This is a genomic window from Kribbella sp. NPDC051586, from assembly GCF_044453965.1.
In the GTDB taxonomy this organism is placed as follows: Bacteria; Actinomycetota; Actinomycetes; order Propionibacteriales; family Kribbellaceae; genus Kribbella.
Genome location: NZ_JBITDF010000004.1, coordinates 1,082,294 through 1,104,220 on the forward strand (window position 1 = coordinate 1,082,294; position 21,927 = coordinate 1,104,220).

At 67.7% G+C, this 21,927-nt stretch carries 20 protein-coding genes; 12 read left to right on the forward strand and 8 right to left on the reverse strand.

From position 1 onward, the window contains the following. Window positions 1–346 precede the first annotated feature (346 nt). Window positions 347–841: a redox-sensitive transcriptional activator SoxR gene (gene soxR, locus ACIA58_RS32050; RefSeq protein WP_396407548.1), complete on the forward strand. Its 495-nt coding sequence runs from the start codon at window positions 347–349 to the stop codon at window positions 839–841. Here soxR and ACIA58_RS32055 read toward each other — a convergent pair. After that, entirely contained in the window at window positions 836–1,417 is a 582-nt protein-coding gene (locus ACIA58_RS32055) for a TetR/AcrR family transcriptional regulator (protein ID WP_396407549.1), read from the reverse strand. The two genes, soxR and ACIA58_RS32055, sit on opposite strands and share 6 nt — an antisense overlap. Before the next feature lie 54 nt (window positions 1,418–1,471). On the opposite strand from ACIA58_RS32055, the gene ACIA58_RS32060 reads away from it, so the two are divergent. Both ACIA58_RS32060 and snpA read left to right on the forward strand, forming a co-directional pair. Next, complete coding sequence (locus ACIA58_RS32060; protein WP_396407550.1) at window positions 1,472–2,353, forward strand: alpha/beta fold hydrolase; 882 nt, start codon at window positions 1,472–1,474, stop codon at window positions 2,351–2,353. Between the two features lie 164 nt (window positions 2,354–2,517). Further along, window positions 2,518–3,204, forward strand: a complete 687-nt coding sequence (snpA, locus tag ACIA58_RS32065; RefSeq protein ID WP_396407551.1) for a snapalysin — start codon at window positions 2,518–2,520, stop codon at window positions 3,202–3,204. Window positions 3,205–3,263: 59 nt separating this feature from the next. Here the strand turns inward: snpA and ACIA58_RS32070 are convergent, their stop codons facing one another. Beyond that, window positions 3,264–4,283: a LacI family DNA-binding transcriptional regulator gene (locus tag ACIA58_RS32070; protein ID WP_396407552.1), complete on the reverse strand. Its 1,020-nt coding sequence runs from the start codon at window positions 4,281–4,283 to the stop codon at window positions 3,264–3,266. A gap of 246 nt (window positions 4,284–4,529) precedes the next feature. Between ACIA58_RS32070 and ACIA58_RS32075 the strand changes: the two genes are divergently transcribed. Beyond that, window positions 4,530–5,609 (forward strand): ABC transporter ATP-binding protein, encoded by a 1,080-nt coding sequence (locus tag ACIA58_RS32075; RefSeq protein ID WP_396407553.1) that lies wholly within the window; start codon window positions 4,530–4,532, stop codon window positions 5,607–5,609. A gap of 21 nt (window positions 5,610–5,630) precedes the next feature. On the opposite strand, the gene ACIA58_RS32080 is transcribed toward ACIA58_RS32075, so the two are convergent. After that, window positions 5,631–6,623, reverse strand: coding sequence for a glycosyltransferase family 2 protein (locus tag ACIA58_RS32080; RefSeq protein ID WP_396407554.1), 993 nt, complete (start codon window positions 6,621–6,623; stop codon window positions 5,631–5,633). A 33-nt stretch (window positions 6,624–6,656) separates the two neighbouring features. On the opposite strand from ACIA58_RS32080, the gene ACIA58_RS32085 reads away from it, so the two are divergent. The 5 genes from ACIA58_RS32085 (at window position 6,657) to ACIA58_RS32105 (ending at window position 13,140) form a co-directional block, all read left to right on the forward strand. Further along, window positions 6,657–9,179 carry a YfhO family protein gene (locus tag ACIA58_RS32085; protein ID WP_396407555.1) on the forward strand — a complete coding sequence of 841 codons (2,523 nt, stop codon included), beginning with the start codon at window positions 6,657–6,659 and terminating at the stop codon, window positions 9,177–9,179. A 229-nt stretch (window positions 9,180–9,408) separates the two neighbouring features. After that, on the forward strand, window positions 9,409–9,705 hold the full coding sequence (locus ACIA58_RS32090) for a metal-sensitive transcriptional regulator (RefSeq protein WP_396407556.1): 297 nt from the start codon (window positions 9,409–9,411) through the stop codon (window positions 9,703–9,705). A 60-nt stretch (window positions 9,706–9,765) separates the two neighbouring features. Beyond that, on the forward strand, window positions 9,766–9,984 hold the full coding sequence (locus ACIA58_RS32095; protein WP_396407557.1) for a heavy-metal-associated domain-containing protein: 219 nt from the start codon (window positions 9,766–9,768) through the stop codon (window positions 9,982–9,984). Then, window positions 9,981–10,943 carry a hypothetical protein gene (locus ACIA58_RS32100; RefSeq protein ID WP_396407558.1) on the forward strand — a complete coding sequence of 321 codons (963 nt, stop codon included), beginning with the start codon at window positions 9,981–9,983 and terminating at the stop codon, window positions 10,941–10,943. Before ACIA58_RS32095 ends, ACIA58_RS32100 begins: the two co-directional genes overlap by 4 nt. Next, window positions 10,924–13,140, forward strand: coding sequence for a heavy metal translocating P-type ATPase (locus ACIA58_RS32105; protein WP_396407559.1), 2,217 nt, complete (start codon window positions 10,924–10,926; stop codon window positions 13,138–13,140). Before ACIA58_RS32100 ends, ACIA58_RS32105 begins: the two co-directional genes overlap by 20 nt. Here the strand turns inward: ACIA58_RS32105 and ACIA58_RS32110 are convergent. The 5 genes from ACIA58_RS32110 to ACIA58_RS32130 all read right to left on the reverse strand — a co-directional run bounded on the left by ACIA58_RS32110 (window position 13,133) and on the right by ACIA58_RS32130 (window position 19,041). Next, on the reverse strand, window positions 13,133–14,674 hold the full coding sequence (locus tag ACIA58_RS32110) for a glycoside hydrolase family 13 protein (RefSeq protein ID WP_396407560.1): 1,542 nt from the start codon (window positions 14,672–14,674) through the stop codon (window positions 13,133–13,135). The genes ACIA58_RS32105 and ACIA58_RS32110 overlap by 8 nt on opposite strands. Before the next feature lie 9 nt (window positions 14,675–14,683). Continuing rightward, a complete protein-coding gene (locus ACIA58_RS32115) occupies window positions 14,684–15,553 on the reverse strand; it encodes a carbohydrate ABC transporter permease (protein ID WP_396407561.1) in 870 nt (289 codons plus the stop codon). Beyond that, entirely contained in the window at window positions 15,550–16,335 is a 786-nt protein-coding gene (locus ACIA58_RS32120) for a carbohydrate ABC transporter permease (protein WP_396407562.1), read from the reverse strand. The genes ACIA58_RS32115 and ACIA58_RS32120 overlap by 4 nt, the downstream gene beginning before the upstream one ends. 167 nt (window positions 16,336–16,502) lie before the next feature. After that, window positions 16,503–17,873, reverse strand: coding sequence for an ABC transporter substrate-binding protein (locus ACIA58_RS32125; protein WP_396407563.1), 1,371 nt, complete (start codon window positions 17,871–17,873; stop codon window positions 16,503–16,505). A gap of 175 nt (window positions 17,874–18,048) precedes the next feature. Further along, window positions 18,049–19,041: a LacI family DNA-binding transcriptional regulator gene (locus ACIA58_RS32130; RefSeq protein ID WP_396407564.1), complete on the reverse strand. Its 993-nt coding sequence runs from the start codon at window positions 19,039–19,041 to the stop codon at window positions 18,049–18,051. Window positions 19,042–19,153: 112 nt separating this feature from the next. Here ACIA58_RS32130 and ACIA58_RS32135 point away from each other — a divergent pair, with 112 nt between their 5' ends. The 3 genes from ACIA58_RS32135 to ACIA58_RS32145 are packed head-to-tail and all read left to right on the forward strand — an operon-like array spanning window position 19,154 to window position 21,924. Continuing rightward, window positions 19,154–20,401 (forward strand): DUF4032 domain-containing protein, encoded by a 1,248-nt coding sequence (locus ACIA58_RS32135; protein WP_396407839.1) that lies wholly within the window; start codon window positions 19,154–19,156, stop codon window positions 20,399–20,401. 51 nt (window positions 20,402–20,452) lie between these two features. Further along, window positions 20,453–20,947, forward strand: coding sequence for a SigE family RNA polymerase sigma factor (locus tag ACIA58_RS32140; protein WP_396407565.1), 495 nt, complete (start codon window positions 20,453–20,455; stop codon window positions 20,945–20,947). Next, window positions 20,947–21,924: a hypothetical protein gene (locus ACIA58_RS32145; protein WP_396407566.1), complete on the forward strand. Its 978-nt coding sequence runs from the start codon at window positions 20,947–20,949 to the stop codon at window positions 21,922–21,924. Before ACIA58_RS32140 ends, ACIA58_RS32145 begins: the two co-directional genes overlap by 1 nt. Window positions 21,925–21,927 lie beyond the last annotated feature (3 nt).

Genomic DNA, 21,927 nt, shown 5'->3' on the forward strand with positions numbered 1-21,927 from the left:
GACGGGCATCGACCTGCGGGTGCTATCGCGTTGCACCCATGTCGCCGGACTCTCAGCGGATGCCGAAACCGACGGGTCGGAGCGCCTGGGAACATCTCTGGTGACGCGACGCGCGCACCGACACCACAAAAGTATAACCGATCGTGACCGTTGCCCTGACCACCCACCCGACTGCAAGACCACCGCCCCGACTGGTCTTGCGGACCTCCAGCACTCACCAACCTCACCGCCGGCCGCGCGCCCCGCTCAGCGGCGGCCAGATCCGGCAGTTGACGAGTGCTGGAGATCCGCCCCTCCACACTTCAAGGGCAGTTGAGTTCTTGGAACGCCGTCCTAGGGTGGCGGTATGGCGGAGGAGGCAGTATTGAAGGGGGACGTCGGCCCGAGCAAGGAGCACTGGCTCTCGATCGGGGAGATCGCACATCGGTCCGGGGTGGCCGCGTCGGCCTTGCGGTTCTACGAGGACCAGGGCCTGATCGCGTCCCGGCGCACGGCCGGCAACCAGCGTCAGTACCAGCGGAGCACGCTGCGACGGATCGCATTCGTCCAGGCAGCCCAGCGGGTCGGCCTCGCACTCGCGGAGATCAAGCACGCGCTGGACTCGCTGCCCGAGGACCGTACGCCGACACGCGCCGACTGGAGCAAGCTCTCGAAGACGTGGCGCAGCCGTCTGGACGAGCGGATCGCCGAGCTCGAACGCCTCCGCGACGACCTGGACTCCTGTATCGGCTGCGGTTGTCTCAGCCTCCAGCGCTGCAACCTCTACAACAAGGAGGACCGCCTGGCCACCCGCGGCCCGGGCGCCCGCCTCCTCAACGTCGGCATCCCCGGCGAGTCATAACAACCCACGCTCGACGACGCCGACGAGCAGCTTGGCCGCGGCGGTCGCGTCGTACTCCGGATCGCTCAGCGACTCGGACACGATCGCGTCGATCCCGCCGCCGATCACCAGCGCCGCGGTCCGGAGATCGACCTCTCCGCTGATCCCGCGCGCTGCACGCGCCGCGGACAGCAGGTCGGCGACCGACGACCAGCGCGCCTTCGGATCGGCCAGCGGCGCAACGGACGTCATCGCCTCGACGATCATCCGAACATGCCGGGGCCGCTCGCGCAGATGCCCGATCATCGACCGGATGTACGCCGCCGGCGCCGCGGCCGGACCCGCGGCGTCGACGGCCGACGCGACCGCCTGCACGAGCTCCGAGAGCACCTCCGCGTGGGCCGCCTCGACCAGGGCCTGCTTCGACGGAAAGTGATACAGCACACCGGCCTTGGTGATCCCGGCCTTGTCCGCGATCCGCCCGAGCGACGTCGCGGCGTACCCGAGGTCGGCGACCAGCTCGGTCGTGACGTCGATCAGCTGCGCCCGCCGCGCCTCCTCGGTGAAGGTGAGATTCCGGCCACGGGCTGAGGGCATGGCTCCAACTTATCGTATGGTTGGATTACCTACCACTCGGTTAGGAGACAGCTCATGCCACAGATCGGCAACTGGAACAGCACGGCCGGCCGCGACGATTACCGCGCCAAGTACGACGCTGCGATGCGGGATCTCCCCACGCCGGCAGCCGTTCGCGACGTGAGCACGCAGTACGGCGACGTCCGCGTGTACAGGTTCGCCGGCGCCGAGGGACAGCTCGATCCGCTCGTCCTCCTTCCCGGCACGTCATCGGGGACTCCGGTGTGGGCCGACCTCCTGAAGCACCTGCTGGCGATCACGGATGTCTACGCGATCGACCTGCTCGGCGAGCCGGGGATGAGCGTCCAGACCAAGCCGATCAGCTCCGACGAGGACAAGGCGGCCTGGCTGGAGCAGACGCTCGAAGCCCTGCCGGAGCAGCGATTCAACCTCCTCGGCCTGTCGATCGGCGGCTGGACCGCGATGAATCTCGCCGTCCGGCATCCGGAGCGGATCGCGACGGTCACCACCTTGGACGCCGTCAACGTGTACGACGGAATACCGCTCGGCACGATTCTTCGTTCGCTCCCGGCCGCGGTGAAATGGCTGCCCCGTTCGTGGCGGGACAGCTTCAACTCCTACACCGCGGGCGGCAAGCCGGTGGAACACGTGCCGGTCGCGGACATGATCGAGTCGGGCATGAAGAACTACACGATGCGTCAGCCCCAACCACGCCGGATCACCGAGGAACAACTGGCCGGCCTACCCACACCAGTACTCGCGATCATCGCCGGTCGCTCGGTGATGCACCGGCCCGCGGCAGCTCGCAGTACGGCGGAGCGGGCGTTGCGCACGAAGACCGTCGCGTTCTATCCGGACGCGTCGCACGCGATCAGCGGTGAGTACCCCGATCGGATCGCAGCCGACCTGCGCGCGTTCCTGCTCGAATACACATAGTCCCGGAGTTATGTCCGGCATAGAACGGCGACGGTCATTCGCGGGTTATCCCCTCAGTTTTTCCTGACGGGGTGCGGAGATCCGGGTTCTCTTGGCAGCATCCGATGGTGGCGATCGGTAACCCGCCCGTCGCTATCCGCCACCGATCCGGAGTGAGGCCCTCCATGTCGCATCGCCGTATCCTGACCAGTCTCGCGGGGCTTGCCGCCGCGGCACTGGCTGTCCCCGCGTTGGCAGCGTCCCCCTCGACTGCCGCGCCGGCCACCGACTCGCACGTCTCCACCGCCGCCACCCGCGCGGCGTACGTCGGCTCGCCGCAGGACGAAGCCGCCACCAAGGCGTTCTACGACGCCGTGATGAAGTCCGCCCGCGCCAAGATGGCCAAGCAGGCCAAGGCCGGCCAGAAGGTCACCTCGGTCACCGTCACGTACGCCGTCGACGCGCCGACGTTCGCGTCCCAGATCGCGTCCAGCTCGTCGATCTGGAACTCCAGCGTCAGCAACGTGCAGCTCGTCGAGGGCAGCAACTACGACTTCTACTACACCGAGGGCAACGACCCCCGCGGTTCGTACGCCTCCACCGACGGCCACGGCAGCGGCTACGTCTTCATCGACTACGCCCAGTCCCAGCAGTACGACAAGACCCGCATCGTCGCCCACGAGACCGGCCACGTGCTCGGCCTGCCCGACCACTACTCCGGTCCGTGCTCCGAGCTGATGTCCGGTGGCGGCCCCGGCCCGTCCTGCACCAACCCCTACCCGGACGCCACCGAGCGCTCCACCGTCAACTCCCTGTGGGCCAACGGCTTCGCCGCTGCAGCAGGCAAGGCCGCCTTCCACATCTCCAAGTAACCCCGAACCTCCGGCCCGGAGCCGCCCGGCAGGGGACGGTTCCCGGGCCGGAGCCCTTCTCAGCGGGCGGGTCCGGTGGAGGCGCGAACCACCAACTCGGGCCGGAACAAGAACTCGGTGTGGGGCGTGGTGTGGCCGCGGACCTCTTCCAGCAACGACTGGACCGCGGCGAGGCCCATCGCGTGGACCGGCTGGCGGATGGTCGTCATCGGCGGGTCGGTGAACTCCATCATCGGGGCGTCGTCGTACCCGACCACCGAGATGTCGCCGGGTACGGCGAGGCCGCGCTGGCGGGCCGCGCGGATGACGCCGAGCGCCATCATGTCGGAGCCGCACACCACCGCCGTGACCCCGGCGTCGAGCAACTGCCGGCCGGCCGCCTCGCCGCCCTCGACGCCGAACATGCTCAGCGCGACCACCGGGTCGAGGTCCTCGTCCGACACCGCCAGCTGCGCCTTCATCGAGGTCCGGTAGCCGGCCAGTTTCCGCTGTACGACGATGAACCGCTCCGGCCCGGACGCGAACCCGATCCGCCGGTGGCCGAGGGCGACCAGATGGGTGACCGCCAGCTCCATCGCGGCGTACTCGTCCGACGACACGAACGGCGCCTCGACCGACGGCAGCCAGCCGTTCACGAACACCACCGGCAGCCGCCGCTCCACCAGCGCCTGGTACCGGGCGTGATCCGCGCCGGTGTCGGCGTGCAGGCCGGAGACGAAGATGATGCCGGAGACGCCGCGCTCGAGCAGCATCTCGACGTACTCCTCCTCCGTCGCGCCGGACGGGGACTGTGTACACAGCACCGGCGTGAAGCCGCGCTGCGACAGGGCCGACTCGATCACCTGCGCGAACGCCGGGAAGATCGGGTTGATCAGCTCCGGCATCACCAGCCCGATCAGCCCCGCCGACCGCCGCCGCAACCGGGTCGGCCGCTCGAACCCCAGTACGTCGAGCGCCGTCAGCACGGACTGTTTCGTGTCCTCCGCGACCCCCGGCTTGCCGTTCAGCACCCGTGAGACCGTCGCCTCACTGACCCCCGCCTTGGCCGCGATGTCCGCCAGCCGCGCTCTGCTACTCACGCCCGGCACTGTACCCAGCCCACGCCTGACATTTCAGCAAGATCCTGCAAGAACTTGCAGAACGCCGCCCGGGGTGAGGCGTTTTATGCACACAGATGTCCACAACGTGAACAGAACGGACACGTCACACGCCGCATACCTTGTCAGGACGAGCGCGCCAGGTGAGGATAGGCGCACTCCCCCGGCTTGGGGGGCCTTTACTCGGATCGTCCGGCACGTTCCTGCCGGTGAAGGGAAGAAATCGTCATGGCTACTGTTTCGTTCAAGTCCGCAACCCGGATCTACCCGGGCGGCGACACCCCCGCTGTCGACAAGCTCAACCTCGAGATCGAGGACGGCGAGTTCATGGTGCTCGTCGGCCCGTCGGGTTGTGGCAAGTCCACCTCGCTGCGGATGCTCGCCGGCCTCGAAGAGGTCAACGAGGGCTCCATCTACATCGGCGACCGCGACGTCACGCACCGTCCGCCGAAGGAGCGGGACATCGCGATGGTGTTCCAGAACTACGCTCTTTACCCGCACATGTCGGTCGCCGACAACATGGGCTTCGCGCTGAAGATGCAGGGCGTGTCCAAGGAGGACCGCGCCAAGCGCGTGATGGAGGCCGCCAAGCTGCTCGGCCTGGAGGAGTACCTCGAGCGCAAGCCGAAGGCCCTCTCCGGTGGTCAGCGTCAGCGTGTCGCCATGGGCCGCGCGATCGTGCGTAACCCGCAGGTGTTCCTGATGGACGAGCCGCTGTCGAACCTCGACGCCAAGCTGCGGGTCCAGACCCGTACGCAGATCGCCGAGCTGCAGCAGCGTCTCGGTGTCACGACCGTCTACGTCACGCACGACCAGGTCGAGGCCATGACGATGGGCGACCGGGTGGCCGTTCTGAAGGACGGTCTGCTCCAGCAGGTCGACACCCCGCTGAACCTGTACGACAACCCGAAGAACAAGTTCGTCGCGGGCTTCATCGGCTCGCCGGCGATGAACCTGCTCACCGCGGACATCACCGATGGTGGCGCCAGGCTCGGCGACTACACCATCCCGATCGACCGCGCGGTGCTGGCCAAGGCCGGCAGCGACAAGACCCTGACCGTAGGCGTTCGCCCGGAGGCCTTCAAGGTCGCCGACGAGGGCCTGCCGGTGAAGGTCGCCGTGGTCGAGGAGCTCGGCGCCGACGCGTACCTGTACGGCACCGCGGAGCACGGTGAAGAGCACCAGCAGATCGTCGCCCGCATCGACGCCCGCATGCCGGTCGAGAAGGGCTCCACGATTCGCCTGGCGGCGGTGCCGGAGAAGCTGCACCTGTTCTCCACCTCCACCGACGAGCGGCTGACCGCCTGATCTCGTCCGCAGTAGCGGTTTCTACCGGCCCCTGGTGGTTCTTCCACCGGGGGCCGGTGGCTTTTCCAGCCGGTCCGCCGGGTCCATGTTGGTCTGCTTGAGCAGGTAGTGCGGGCGCTTCTTGGTCTCGTAGTAGATCCGGCCGATGTACTCGCCGATCACGCCGAGCATCACCATCTGCAGCCCGCCGAGCCCGGTGATCGCCGCGATCAGCGTGACGTACCCCGGCATGTCGACCCCGTGCAGGATCGCGGCGACGAGCACCCAGACCGCGTACCCGGCGGCGACCGCGGTCAGCAGCAGGCCGACGTAGATCGCCATCCGGAGCGGTTTGTTGTTGAACGACAGCAGCCCGTCGAGCCCATACTCCAGCAGCCGGCGGAACGTCCAGCGGCTCTTGCGGTCCGGCGGCGGCTTGACGTTGTCGTACTCGAACAGGATCGACTCGAACCCGATCCAGGCGAACAATCCCTTGGAGAACCGGTTGTACTCGGGCAGCTCGAGCAGGCCGTCGACCGCGCGCCGCGACAACAGCCGGAAGTCACCGACCCCGTCCATCAGTTCGACGTCGGCCCACTTGTTGATCAGCCAGTAGTACGCCCGCGCGGCCAGGGTCCGGGTGGCCGGGTCGCCGGTGCGGTTCCGCCGGGCGATGACCTGGTCGAAACCGCGCTCGTACTCCGACAGCATCCGGCCGATCAGCTCCGGCGGGTGCTGCAGGTCCGCGTCCATGATGACGACCGCGTCGCCGGTGGCGTACCGCAGGCCGGCCAGCATCGCGGATTCCTTGCCGAAGTTGCGGCTGAAGGACAGATAGCGGACCGTGTCGTCGGTGGCTGCCAACCCGATCAGGGCCTCGAGCGTCCCATCACTGCTGCCGTCGTCGACGTACACGACCTCGTACGGCCGGCCGGAGGCGGTCAGTTCACGGCTGAGCGCCTCGTGGAAACGGCTGACCACCTCGACCTCGTTGTAACACGGCACCACTAGGCTCAGGCGCGTTATCGGGCTCATGCGCAACATCCGGGAAGGGCAGGGGGACGGTCGGTGGCTTCCGAGGACGGCGATTCACCAGGAGCGCAGCGGCGACGCTCGGCACTGTTGCCCGCCGTCGTCGCCTTCGTCCTGGTGGCGGCGGTGTTCGCCGCCTCCGGCATCATCCGCGGTACCTATCCCTTCGGTTCGCTGTCGCGCAGTACCAACGATCTTGGCACGCAGTACATCCCCTTCTTCGCCCACCTGTGGGACGTCCTGCACGGCCGGGCCCAGGGCGACCTGCTGTTCAACTGGCAGAGCGCGTTCGGGGTCGGCTTCCTGGCCGACCTCGGTGTGGACCTCGGCAGCCCATTGTCCCTGCTGGTAGGTCTGTTCCCCCGCGACCGGATCGACCTGGCCGTCTACGTCATCACCACCCTGAAGCTGAGCCTGGCCGCGGCCGCGATGGCGACCCTACTGATGAAGATGCGTCCGGGCCCCCGTTGGGTTGCAGCGATGCTCGGCGTCTCGTACGGCGTCTGCGGCTGGGCGCTCGACGACGGGTCGTACGTGCCGATGTGGCTGGACGGCCTGATCGCGGTGCCGATGTTCTTCCTCGTCGCCGAGTGGTCACTGCGCCGTACCAACCGGCTGCTCAGTGTGCTGGTGGTCGGCCTGTTCTGGCTGTCCAACTTCTACACCGCCTACATGGCAACGATCGCGGGTGGGATCTACCTGCTCGCCCGAGTGCTGACCAGCGACCTCAGCTGGTCGCTGCGGCTGCGGGCGATCGTGCGGCACGGCATCTCGTTCGTGCTCGGCATGGCCTTGGTCGCGCCCATCCTGCTACCGATCATCACCACGAACCGCGCCGCAACGCCGTCTCCGTCCGGGATCTTCCACCCGTCCGCGCTGGACATCTTCCTGTCCCGGCTGCTGCCGCTGAGCGAGGGCGTCGGCCGGACCGCCAGCCTGTACGTCGGCACGGCGGCCCTCCTGCTCGCGCTGACGATGCCGTTCAACAAGTTCGTGCCGTGGCGGACGAAGACCGTGTGGGTGATCACGACCGTCCTGGTCGCGCTGTCGTTCCGATGGCCGCCCACGCAGAAGTTCTGGCACGCGTTCGACACCCCGAACGGCAGCCAGTACCGCGAGGCATTCGTGCTCTGCGGCGTCATCGTGGTGATCGCGTGGGTCTCGGTCGCGCACAAGCTGCCCGGCCCGATCGCCCTGCTGGGCGCGGCTGCCCTGCTGGTGGTGATCACCGTGCTGTCCGACGGCAGCCCGCTTCTGACCGAGCACTGGATGCCCGTGCTGATCGGGTCCGCGGCCGTGACAGTGGTTGCGTTCGGCACCATTTGGGTGTTGCGCCGGATCCCGAGGACGCGGCGGGTCAAGTGGCCGGTGGCGGCAGCATTCGCCGTACTGCTGGTGGTCGTGGCGGTGGAGACCACCTGGACCGCGGTGATCACCGACGAGCGGCGCGCGCGGGTGCTCAGTACCTCGGCCGCGGCGTGGGACGAGAAGCAGACAGCCCGGTACGACGCGCTTCAGGCGGCCGGCCAGTGGCCGCGGTACCGCACCGACCCGGGGACGTCGATCACGCCGAACGATCCGATGCTGCTCGGCGGGCAGGGCGCCGGGCTGTACAGCAGCCTGCTTCCGCACTCGGTCAACGAGATGCTGACCAGCCTCGGTTTCGGCTGGTCCGGGTACGGCCGCGCGTCGCACTCCCTCGACAACCCGGTGACCGACGCGATCTTCTCGGTCGGCGCCCGGATGCGGCTCGTCGCCGACGGCGCACCGAGCATCACCCGGTCCGATGCCCCGCCGCTCGTCACGGTGCGGCGGCGGCTCGGCGCGGAGACAGCTGTCGACACGAATGCCCCGAACGCGTACGCGATCCAGGAGCGGTTGCTCGGGAGCACGGTGTACGAGGTCCCGAAGTACAAGGGCACGCGGTTCGCGACCGGTGACGTCAAGCTCGTCGCAGCGTGCACGCCCGGTACATCGGCGTACCTGTTCATGCCGCGGGTCGGCGGCCGGGCCCGGCTCGCCGACGGGCAGTGGCACGCCCTGAACGCGACGCGGCGGCCAGGGATCAACACGAGCAGCGCGATGATCAGCCTCGGCACGGTCCCCAAGACCGGCGTCGTGCTGATCGAGCTCGACTTCGGCGACGCTCCGCAGGGCATCTCGCCGGCCAACGCCATCGGCTGCCTCGACCAGCAGGCGCTGGCCAAAGCGGTCCGACGGCTGCGGATGAGCGGCGCGACCGACGTGGAGGCCGGCGGCCATTCCCTGCACGCGACCCTGCGTCCGGGCAGCACGGGGTACGCAGTCGTCGCCGTACCGAAGATCGACGGCTGGATGTGCTCGGTGGGCGGCGGCAAGGCGCAGGTCCCGCGCGACTACGGCGGACTGATCGCCGTACCGCTGACCGGCACGGCGGATCGGATCGACTGCAGTTTCGTGCCCCCAGGGCTGCGGCGCGGGCTCGCGATCGGCGGGGCCGCCGCCGTACTCACGCTCGGGATCGTCCTGCTCGGCGCGGTACGACGACGGCGGCGGCGAACCGGAGACCTGAACAGGTAACCGGGTACCTGCTATTACAGGTCCCCAGTCACAACGTCTCGTCTCCGCATACCACGACCGCGGGCGGCAGCTCGCCACCCTGGCGGCCGCAAACAACGCCGGCGGCAGCCGGACGGCACCTGATCACAAATACCCCCTTCGGGTATCGGCGCAAGACTTGCCTCTGATACCCGGAGGGGGTACTTTTTAGGTGTCGACATACCCCCGAGGGGTAGCTGAGGAGCTTGAGATGACCGACCAACACGTACACGGATATACCGCCGAGAAGACCAGCCACCTGAAGCGGCTGCGTCGGATCGAGGGGCAGATTCGCGGCCTGCAGCGGATGGTCGAGGAGGACAAGTACTGCATCGACATCCTGACCCAGGTGTCGGCGGCCACCAAGGCGTTGCAGTCGTTCTCGCTGGAGCTGCTCGACGAGCACCTCTCACACTGCGTGGTCGAGGCCGCGCAGAAGGGCGGTCCCGAGGCCGAGGAGAAGGTTCGCGAGGCCTCCGACGCGATCGCCCGCCTCGTTCGTAGCTGATCACCAACCTGTCACTGAATCCCTGGCTGATCACCAGCCAGTCGCTGAAGGAGCACTCATATGACCACCACCACGTACTCCGTTGCCGGCATGACCTGCGCCCACTGCACGTCCGCCGTCACCGAGGAGCTCAGCAAGCTCGTCGGTGTGCAGGACGTGAAGATCGACCTCGTTGCCGGCGGCACCTCCGCGGTGCACGTGACGAGTGAGTCCGCGCTCGACGAGTCCGCCGTTCGCGAGGCTGTCGACGAGGCGGGCTACGAACTGGCCGCGTCGTGAGCCGGGCCGCTGCGCTCCGGCTCGGCGCGTTCGCCGGTGCGATTGCGCTCGCCTTCGGGGCGGCGTACGGCATCGGCTCCGCGGTCGACCCGATCGCGGCGGCCGACACACCTTCGCAGTCGCAGGAGATGGGCATGGGCGAGATGGGCGGCCACGACGCCGGCGGGCAACTGCCGGGGCTGGCGGTGTCCGACGCCGGGTACACGTTCGCACCGGCGACGACGTTCTTCACCGCCGGCGCGAAGACCGGACTGCGTTTCACCATCAAGGGCCCGGACGGCAAGCCGGTCACGAAGTACACCAAGACGCATGAGAAGGACCTGCATCTGATCGTGGTCCGGCGGGATCTGTCCGGGTTCCACCATGTGCATCCGACACTGGCCGCCGACGGGACGTGGAGCATCCCGTTCACGTTCACCGCTGGCGGGACGTGGCGGATGTACGCCGACTTCCAGCCGGCCGGACTGGACAGGAACATCACCCTCGGCACGGACGTCAACGTCACCGGCCTGTATGTCCCGGTCCCGCTGAACGACCCGGCCGCCGTCAACAGCATCGACGGGTACGACGTGACGCTGGCCGGCACGCCGGTCGCGGGCAAGGAGTCCCAGCTCGCGTTCACGGTCAGCAAGGACGGCAAGCCGGTCACCGATCTGCAGCCGTACCTGGGCGCCTTCGGGCACCTGGTCTCGCTGCGCAGCGGCGACCTGGCCTACCTGCACAACCATCCGGCGCAGCACGCCGATCCGGGGATGAAGGGCGGGCCGTCGATCGACTTCATGACGACCTTCCCGACCGCGGGCACGTACAGCCTGTTCCTGGACTTCCAGCACGCGGGCGCGGTGCACACCGCGGAGTTCACGGTGAAGGTCAGCTCGACCGGTACGACGATCGTGCCGCCGACCGCGGTACCGACGCACGAGGAGGAGGCACACGAACATGAGCAACCAGTCCGTTGAGCTCATCATCGGCGGGATGACGTGCGCCTCCTGCGCCGCCCGCGTCGAGAAGAAGCTGAACCGGATGGACGGCGTCACGGCGACCGTCAACTACGCCACCGAGAAGGCGAAGGTGTCGTACCCCGAGGGCGTCTCGACCGACGACCTGGTCGCCACGGTCGAGAAGACCGGCTACACGGCGGCCCTGCCGACACCGGCCGTCGCCGCGGATGCCGAGGAGCCTGATGAGCTGAAGCCCCTGCGGGACCGGCTGATCGCGAGCATCGCGCTCACGGTGCCGGTGGTCGCGTTCGGGATGATCCCCGCGCTGCAGTTCGACTCGTGGCAGTGGGCGTCGCTGACGCTGGCGTTCCCGGTGGTGACGTGGGCGGCCTGGCCGTTCCACAAGGCAGCCTGGACGAACCTGCGGCACGCCGCCACGACGATGGACACGCTCATCTCGCTGGGCGTGGTGAGCTCGTTCCTCTGGTCGCTGTACGCACTCTTCCTGGGCAGCGCGGGAGAGCCCGGGATGAAGATGCCGTTCACGCTGATCCCGTCCCGGGGCAGCGGGGCCGAGGAGATCTACCTCGAGGTGGCGACCGCCGTCACCGTGTTCATCCTGTCCGGGCGGTACTTCGAGGCGCGCGCCAAGCGTCGCTCCGGCGCCGCCTTGCGCGCTCTGCTGGAGCTCGGCGCGAAGGACGTCGCCGTACTGCGGAACGGTACGGAGACCCGGATCCCAGCCGATCAACTGGTCGTGGGTGACGAGTTCGTCGTCCGGCCGGGCGAGAAGATCGCGACCGACGGTGTGATCGTGACCGGGAGCAGCGCGGTCGACGCGTCGATGCTGACCGGTGAGTCCGTGCCGGTCGAGGTCGGCACTGGTGACGCAGTCGTTGGTGCGACCATCAATGCGGGCGGCCGGCTCGTCGTACGGGCTGTGCGCGTCGGTGCGGATACTCAGCTGGCGCAGATGGCGCGGCTGGTCGAGGACGCACAAAACGGGAAGGCCGCCGTACAACGCCTTGCCGACAAGGTGTCCGGGATCTTCGTGCCGATCGTGATCGGGCTTGCGCTGGCCACGCTCGGCTTCTGGCTGGGCAACGGTTCGCCGGTGGAGGTCGCGTTCATGGCGGCGGTCGCCGTACTGATCATCGCCTGCCCGTGTGCGTTGGGGCTGGCCACACCGACCGCGTTGATGGTCGGGACCGGCCGCGGCGCGCAGCTGGGCATCCTGATCAAGGGCCCGGAGGTGCTGGAGTCCACGCGGCGCGTCGACACCGTCGTACTGGACAAGACGGGCACCGTCACCACGGGCCGGATGGAGCTGGTCGACGTACTGCTGGCTCCCGGTCAGGACCGGGCCGAGGTACTGCGGTTGGCCGGCGCGCTGGAGCACTCGTCCGAGCATCCGATCGCGCAGGCCGTCGCCCGCGCCGCATCGGCCGCCGGGAAACTGCCCGAGGTCGAGGACTTCGGGAACGTCGAAGGTCTCGGGGTGCAAGGGATCGTCGACGGACACGCCGTCCTCGTCGGGCGGACGCGGTTGCTGGAGGAGTGGAGCCAGCACCTGCCTGACGAGCTCGCGCATGCGAAGGAGCATGCTGAGGCAGAAGGCAGTACGGCGGTTGCGGTCGGCTGGGACGGGGTTGCGCGGGCTGTGCTGGTTGTTGCGGACACGGTGAAACCGACGTCGGTGCAGGCGATCCGGGAGCTTCGGGAGCTCGGGCTCCGGCCGGTGCTGCTGACCGGAGACAACGAAGCGGTTGCGTCGAAGGTCGCCGGCGAGGTCGGTATCGACGAGGTGATCGCCGAGGTACTGCCGGCCGGCAAGGTCGATGTGGTGAAGAAGCTGCAGGACGAGGGGCGCGTGGTCGCGATGATCGGTGACGGCGTCAACGACGCGGCCGCCCTCGCTCAGGCCGATCTCGGCCTGAGCATGGGCACCGGCACCGACGTGGCGATCGAAGCAAGCGACCTGACGTTGGTACGCGGCGATTTGCGGGCGGCTGTGGACGCCATTCGGCTGTCCCGCAGTACGTTGCGCACGATCAAGGGCAACCTGTTCTGGGCCTTCGCCTACAACGTCCTGGCCCTGCCGCTCGCCGCCGCCGGCTTGCTGAACCCCATGCTCGCCGGCGCCGCGATGGCCTTCAGCTCGGTCTTCGTGGTGTCGAACAGCCTGCGGTTGCGCCGATTCCGTTCACTCACCTGATCCAGGCGGTCGCGTCGGTCGGAAGCCTGCCGTCGTCGACGGGGACGCTGCTCAGCAGCACCTCCTCGTGCGACGGCAGCTCGATCGGCGAGTCGCTCAGGTTGGTGATGCAAGTGAGGGTTTCGCGCTGGAAGACCAATACGTCGGCAGGCGAGTCCACCCAGGTCAGCGTTCCGTCGCCCAGCAGCTCACGCCGAAGCCGTAGTCCGGTCCGGTACAGGGCGAGCATCGAGTTCTGGTCGTGCTGCTGGGATTCGACCGTCAGGTTCTTCCAGTCGGTCGGTTGCGGGAGCCACGGCGTACCGTCGCCGAATCCGAAGGGTGGTTCCTTACCGGTCCACGGTAGGGGCACACGGCAACCATCCCGGCCGCGGTCGGTTCCCTTGGAACGGATGAAGATCGGGTCCTGGAGCAGCTCGTCGGGAAGGTCCTCGACCTCGGGGAGGCCGAGTTCCTCGCCCTGGTAGACGTAGAGGCTGCCGGGCAGCGCCATAGCGAGCAGCGCGGCGGCGCGGGCGCGGCGTTCGCCGAGAACCAGGTCGGTCTGCATTCCGTGCTTGCGGTCCTGGTGCGAGAACGACGTGTCGGGGCGGCCGTACTTCGTGACCGGGCGGGTGACGTCGTGGTTCGACAGGACCCAGGTCGGCGGGGCGCCGATCGGCACGTGGGTGGAGAGGGTGAGGTCGATGGACGCCTTGAGCTCGTCGGCTTCCCACGGGCGCGACAGGAAGTCGAAGTTGAACGCGGTCTGCATCTCGTCCGGCCGCAGGTACAGCGCGAAGCGTTCCTGGTCCGGCATCCACATCTCACCGACCAGGAACCGGTCGTCGTACGAGTCGGTGATATGCCGCCAGCCGCGATAGACCTCGTGTACTTCGTCGTGGTCGGTGTACGACTCCTCGACGCTGTCCAGGTCCTTGAACAGTACGGCGGCGCTGTCGATCCGGATGCCGTCGACACCACGGTCGAGCCAGAACCTGAGGATGTCGTGGAATTCCTCGACAACCTCCGGGTTCCGCCAGTTGAAGTCGGGCTGTTCGGGCGCAAACAGGTGCAAGTACCACTCACCGTCCTCGACCTGGGTCCACGCGGGCCCGTTGAAGATCGACTGCCAGTCGTTGGGCGGTTGGTCACCGCGCCCCGGCCTGAAGACGAAGTGCTCGCGCTCGGGCGACCCCGGGCCGGCGGCGACCGCTTGCACGAACCATTCCTGCCGGTCGGAGCCGTGGTTCGGCACGATGTCGATGATCGTGCGGATGTTCAGTGCGTGCGCCTCCGCGATATACGCCTCAGCCTCCGCCAACGTCCCGAACGCCGGGTCGATCGCCCGATAGTCAGCGACGTCGTACCCACCATCAGCCATCGGCGACGGATACCAGGGGTTCAACCAGATCGCATCCACACCCAGCTCACTCAAATACCCCAGCTTCCCCCGCAACCCCGCCAGATCCCCAACCCCGTCCCCGTTCCCATCAGCGAAACTCCGCAAATAAACCTGGTAGATCGCAGCACCACGCCACCACTCGTCGACCATCAAATCTCCTTATCCTTTGAGGCTTCCGGCCGTGAGGCCTGCCATGATGCTTCGCTGGAAGATGAAGAACACGAGGATGGTGGGCAGGCTGGCGATGACCAGGGAGGCGATGAGGACGTTCTGCGGCATCTGGGCGGACAGGGACGCGATGCCGACGCTGATCGACATCTTGTCCGTCTCCGGGAGGACCAGGAGCGGCCAGACGAAGTCCTTCCACACCGTCACCACCGACAGGATCGACACCACCCCGATGATCGGCCGCGACACCGGCAGCACGATCGACCACAGGATCCGGGCCGGGGAGGCGCCGTCGATCTCCGCGGCCTCCAGCAGCTCCCGCGGGATCGAGTCGAAGAACCGCTTCAGCAGGAACACGAAGAACCCGTTCGCGGCCGCCGGCAACCAGATCGCCCACGGAGTGTTCAGCAGATTGGCGTGAAAGATCGGCAGGTCCTTCGCGACCAGGTACGTCGGCAGCAGCAGCACCATCGGCGGGATCATCAACGTCGCCAGCATCGCGCCGAGCACCAGCTTGCCGAAGACCGGGCGCAGCTTCGACAACGCGTACGCCGCGCTGACGTCGACCGCGAGCGTGAACAGCCACGCGCCACCGGCGTACAGGACGGTGTTCTTCAGGAAGACGCCGAGCTGGAGTTGCTCCCACGCGTCGGCGTACACGTGCAGGTCGAAGTGCTTCGGGAAGAAGCTGGGTGGGATCTGCGCGAGCTCGTCGGGGGACTTCAGCGCGCCCGTCACCATCCAGTAGAGCGGGAACACGAACGCGCCGGTGAAGCCGACGACCGTCACCGTCAGGATCGTCCAGTAGATGATCCGGCCATGCGGGGTGCGGAGCGCGAGCGGCGAGACCAACGTCCTCATCGGGCATCCTCCTCGCGCGATACACGCAGGTAGATCGTCGAGAAGACCAGCAGCACGATCATCAGCATCAGCCCGAGGGCGGAGCCGCCGCCGAAGTCGCCGAAGTTGAACGCGTACTGGTACATCAGGTAGGCGACCGTCACGGTCGCGTTCTCCGGGCCGCCGCCGGTCAGCAGGTACGGCTCGATGAAGACCTGCATCGTCGCGACGACCTGCAGGAGCAGCATCACCAGCAGGATCAGCTTGGTCTGCGGGACCGTCACGTGCCACACCCGCCGGAACAGCCCGGCGCCGTCGAGCTCCGCGGACTCGTACAGATCGCCGGGGATGCTCTGCAGCGCGGCGAGGTAGATGAGCGTGCCGGTGCCGAGGTTCATCCACGTCGACACGATCACCAGACTGACCAGCGCCGTACTCGTCGAATCCAGCCAGCTGAGCGGCGGGATGTGCACGACGTCGAGCGCCTGGTTGAACAAGCCGGCGCCCGGGTCGTAGAACCACTTGAACAGCAGTACGGCGACCGCCGGCGGAAGCATCACCGGCAGGTACACGACGAACCGCAGGTAGGCCTTGGCGTGCTTCAATTCGTTCAGGACAACGGCCAGTACGAACGGGACGGCGTACCCGATCACCAGCGCCAGCCCGCTGAACGCCGCGGTGTTCAGCCACGCGGACCGGAACGCCGGATCCGCGATCACCGTCCGGAAGTTGTCGAACCCTACCCACACCCCCGGATCCACAAAGTTGTTCTGCTGAAAGCTCAGCACAACTTCCCGAACCATCGGATACCAGGAAAACAAGGCAAAACAGACAAGCGCCGCACACAAGAACCCGTACGCCGTGAGGTTCCGCCCGAAGGCTCGCCGCAGGGCGCCGTGGCCAGCTGGGATTCGCGGGTCCGTCGATCCCAGTGCTTGGGGACGACGGACCTGCTCCTCGGTCACCGTCATTACGTGTTCTTCGCGAGGATCTTGTTGGCTTTGCTCTCCGCGTCGCTGAGGAGTTTGTTGATGTCGGCGTCCTTGCGGGTGAGGACGGCGGACATCGCGACGTCGAGGACGGCGTACAGCTCCTGGGCCTTGGGGGGCTCGAGTTTGTTGGTGATGTTGCCCTGGGCAGCGACGTACGGCGTGAAGTTGTCGACCGGGACCGTCGCGTACTGCTTGCGCAGCGAGGTGATCTCGTTGCCTGGGGCACTGGTCCCGTAGAGATCGGGGATCGGCAGACCGACCGGACGACCCTGCTCCTTCGAGCGGGCGTAGTCGAACTGGCCCTTGCCCGGCGTGAGCTCGTGGAACTCCAGCCACTGCAGCCCCGCCTTGATCTTCTCCGGCGACGCCTTCGGGTTGAACATGTACCCGTCGCCACCGCTCAGCGACGACTTCCCGTCCGACTCCGGTACGGCGGTGACGCCGTAGTCCTCGAACTTGCCCTTGAAGTCGTTGTTCACCGACTGCACCACGTCCGGTGCGCCGATCATCATCCCGAGCTTGCCGCCGCCCATCATCCGCATCAGGTCCTCCCACTGGAGCAGCTGTTTCGTGCCCATGGAGTTGTCGTCCCAACGCATCTGCTTAAGGTTCTGCAGGACGGCCTTGCCCTCGTCGCTGTTGAACGCCGCGGTCTTGCCGTCGTCGCTCACCATCGACCCGCCGCGTGCGTACAGCTCGGCGGCGAAGTGCCAGCCACCGGTGTTCCCGGCGGAGTACTCGCCGTACCCGACGTACCCGGGCCCGAGCGCCGCGATCTTCTTCGCCGCCTCGCGGACCTCGTCCCACGTCTTCGGCGGGCTGGCCGGGTCGAGGCCGGCCTGGGTGAACAGCTTCCGGTTGTAGACCAGGCCCATGTTGTAGTTGTTCCGCGGCAGGCCGTACGTCTTGTCGCCGTCCTTGAACACGCCCATCACGTCCGGACGCAGGTCCTTGACCGCGCCGACGGTGCCGACGTACTGGCTGATGTCGGCGGCCTGCTTCTTCTCGATGATCTTCCGGACGTCGGTGTAATAGACGTAGAAGAGATCCTCCTGCGTCCCGCCGGCCAGCTTCGCCTGGAACGTGTCGGGGTTGATGCAGGGGAACGCGTCCTTGCCCTGGACGGTGATGTTCGGGTGCGCCTTCTGGAACGTCGCGACGTCCGCCTCCCAGGCCTCGCGCTCCTTCGGATTGCTCTTGGGCGGCTCGCAGCCGACCGTGATCGTCACCGGCCCGTCCGACGCTCCCCCGGCGGCCGGTTTGTTCCCGTCGTCCGACCCGCAGGACGCGGCCACCAGCCCGAGTCCCGCAACCAGCAGCAGGCTGAGCCCGCGGCGCGTTGTCGTCATTTCCACCCTCTCCCTCGGATCGTGTGGACACCGTAGGGAACTGGACGCATGATCGCAATACTTCGATCTGAGATTGCAAAAACGTGACTTCTCATGGGAGATTGCCTGCTGGAGGACAAACGACAGCAGCCGCCGACCAGATCGGTCAGCGGCTGCCGGGGTACTGAGACACGCCCTAGATGCGGGCCCTCGCGGTCGAGGCGCGGACGACGAGTTCGGGCTCGAAGAGCAGCTCGTCGGCCGGTACGACGGCGCGCTCGATCAGGGCGACCAGCATGTCGACGGCGGCGCGGCCCATCGCGTCGATCGGCTGGCGGACGGTGGTGAGCGGCGGGTCGGTGCAGTTCATCATCGCGGAGTCGTCGTACCCGATCACCGACACCTCGCCCGGGACGCTCAGGCCGGCCCGGCGGACGGCGCGGATCGCACCGAGCGCGAGGATGTCGCTGGCGCAGACGATGCCGGTGACGCCGGAGTTCACCAGCCGGGTCGCGGCGGCGTGGCCACCCTCGAGCGAGAACATCGTGTGCTCGACGAGCTTCGGATCGGCCTCGTCCGCGGCCAGGTAGGCCTCCAGCTTCCGCCGCGACGGGATGTGGTCACGCGGGCCGAGCACCATCCCGATCCGCTGATGCCCGAGCGCCCGCAGGTGCCCGATCGCCATCTCGGCGGCGACGTAGTCGTCCGACGACACCTGCGGGAAGCCGAGGTGGTCCACTGCCGCGTTGACCAGCACGGTCGGCAGCTTGCGCTCCTGGATCAGCTCGTAGTGCTGGTGCGGCGCGTCCGCCTGCGCGTAGAACCCGCCGGCGAACACCACCCCGGACACCTGTTGCTGCAGGAGCAGATCGACGTAGTCGGCCTCGGACACCCCGCCGACCGTCCGGGTGCAGAGCAAGGACGTGAAACCTTGCTGCGCGAGCGCGCCGCCGACGACCTCGGCGAACGCCGGGAAGATCGGGTTCTGCAATTCCGGCAGGACCAGACCGACGAGCCGGGCGCGATCACCGCGCAGTTGCGTGGGACGCTCGTACCCGAGGACGTCGAGTGCGGTGAGCACCGCTTCCCGGGTCGCCTCGGAGACTCCGGGCTTCCCGTTCAGGACGCGGCTGACGGTGGCTTCGCTGACGCCGACCTTCTTCGCCACCTCTGCAAGTCGTCGTGTCATGGCGCAAACTCTACGCCTTATCACGCAAGTTCTTGCAACGGCTTGCGCGGAATCTCGCGCGGCCGGGAGGAGAAGGAGAGGAAGGACGGAAGTAGACAGCTGAACCCTCAGGATTCCTGACAGACTATTGGCCGTGCCCCGATTCGTCGCCACCCGCCCGGACACCGGCCTGCTGTCGCTCCCCTGGGACGTCCCGCTGGAGGACTGGCCCGAGGACCAACTGGTCGCGCTGCCGCGCGGTATCTCCCGGCACGTGGTCCGCTTCGTCCGGGTCAACGGCACGGTGTACGCGATCAAGGAGGTCCTCGAGCACCTGGCGATGCACGAGTACCGCCTGCTCCGCGACCTCGAACGCCTGGAGGCCCCGTCCGTCGAGCCCGTCGGCGTGATCACCGACCGGGTCGACCGCGACGGCGAGCCGATCGACTCGATCCTGATCACCCGGCACCTGCAGTTCTCCCTGCCGTACCGCGCGCTGTTCTCCAGCACGCTCCGGCCCGACACGGTCAACCGGCTGATCGACGCACTGGTCGCGCTGATCGTGCGGCTGCACCTGCTCGGGTTCTTCTGGGGCGACTGCTCGCTTTCGAACACCTTGTTCCGGCGCGACGCCGGCGCGTTCGCGGCGTACCTGGTCGACGCCGAGACCGGCGAGCTGCACCAGGACATCTCCGACGGGCAGCGGGCGCACGATCTCTACACCGCGGAGATCAACCTGTTCGGTGAGCTGCTCGACCTGCAGGAGGGCGGTCTGCTCGACGAGTCGATCGACCCGCAGGAGACGGTCGAGTCGATCCAGAAGCGGTACGAGGCGCTGTGGGCGGAGCTGACCGCGCCGGAGGAGTTCGCCACCGACGAGATGCACCGGCTGGACTCGCGGATCCGGCGGCTGAACGAGCTCGGCTTCGACGTCGCCGAGATCGACATCATCACCGACTGGGACGGCAGCCAGGTCCGGATCCAGCCGAAGGTCGTGGACGCCGGCCACCACTCCCGCCGCCTGCTCCGGCTGACCGGCCTGGACGTCGAGGAGAACCAGGCACGGCGACTGCTCAACGACCTGGACGCGTTCGCCGCCGCCACCGACCAGCAGAACGAGGACGAGGAGATCGTTGCCCACCAGTGGCTGACCGACGTCTTCGAGCCGGTCGTCCGCTCGGTCCCGCGCAACTTGAACCGCAAGCTCGAGCCCGCCGAGGTCTTCCACGAGGTCCTCGAGCACCGCTGGTTCCTGTCCGAGCAGGCCGGCCACGAGATCGACACGATGGAAGCGGCCCGCTCGTACGTGAACGACGTACTGGCCGCCAAGCCCGACGAGAAGCTGGCGCTGCCGACGCCGTCCCTCCCCGAGCCCGACTGAGGTTTGCAACGTTCCGGCCCTCCCTGACGTGATCAGGGTGGGAGGTGCCGGATGGAGACGCCAGACTTCGACGACTGGGTCACCCAGCGCGGCGCCGCGCTGCTGCGGTTCGCGTACCTGGTCACGCGCGACCACAATCGCGCGGAGGAGGCGGTCCAGGACGCACTGATCGCCGCGTACTCGCGCTGGACGAAGATCTGTCGCGTCCAGGATCCGGAGGCCTACGTACGCCGCTCCATCGTCAACGCCGACATCTCCCGCTGGCGCCGCTTCTTCCGCCGCGAAACCCCGGCCGAGGACGTCGATACCTCCGACGCCGCGCCGGATCATGCCGTCACACAGGCCGAACACGACGCGGTGTGGGCGCTCTGCGCGACGCTGCCCGCGAAACAACGAGCCGCCGTCGTACTGCGGTACTACGAGGATCTCCCGGACGCGGACATCGCTGTGATCCTGGATTGTTCGCCCAGCACCGTCCGCTCGCAGATCCACCGTGCGCTGGCGAGCCTGCGCACCACCATCACTACCGAGGAGGTCAAGCACTGATGGACCGCTCCGAACGACTCATCGCCAACAGCCTGTCGAAGCACGCGGCGGACGCTCCATCGGACGACCGCCTCCTGGAGGGAGTCCACGCCCGCCTACGCCGCCGCCGTACCGGCCGCACGATCGGCGCAGTCGTCATCGCCGCGGCTGCCGTCGCGACCGCGATCACCGCAACCCACCTGCAACTGCGCACCGATCCGCAGATCGCCCAGAACCCGCAACCCGGTTGGCGATGGGAGTCCTTCAGAACAGTCCAGGTACAAGTCCCGGCACGCTGGACGCAGTACGTGTCCGGACCGGCGCCATGCACTTTCCTCGGCAACTCGGCAGTTCCCACCATCGGGCGACTGAACGGCTGGCCGGCCAGCAAGGTCTACACCTGCAACACGGCCGTACTCCCGCTGGCTCGGCGGCAGCCATACCTGTGGTTCAACGACGTCCAGGCGCCAGGCATCAAGCGGTACGACGGTGGCTGGACCGAGGAGACGCGCATGGTCGGCGGCGTGAAGCTCAGCGTGCTGACGAAGGACGACTCGCTCCGCCGAACGATCCTCGACTCGGCCCGACCCATCACCGGCACGGACTACTACGGCTGCACCGCCCGGCAGCCCGCCGACGGACCGACCGGCAAGCCGACGGCCCAGATCACCGCAGCCTCGATCTGCGAGTACTGGAACGGTTCGCTGATCGCCGGCTCGGACGTCCCGTCCGACAAGGCACTGGCGCTGGCCGACCAACTCCTCAACGCCTCCACGCCACGTCCGGCCCCCCAACCAGCCAGCTGCCAGGACGAGGCCCGCGAGTACGTCATCCACCTCCGCGCCGACAACCAGTCGTGGCCGGTCCACGTCCGGTACACCGTCTGCTCCATCGACAACTGGCCGGGCCTCGACCTCATCCGGTCGGGCCCCCATCAGCAAATCCAAGGCGCCGACCTCTTCGACTCGGTCAAGCCGATCCCCTCCCTGCCGCGGTGACTT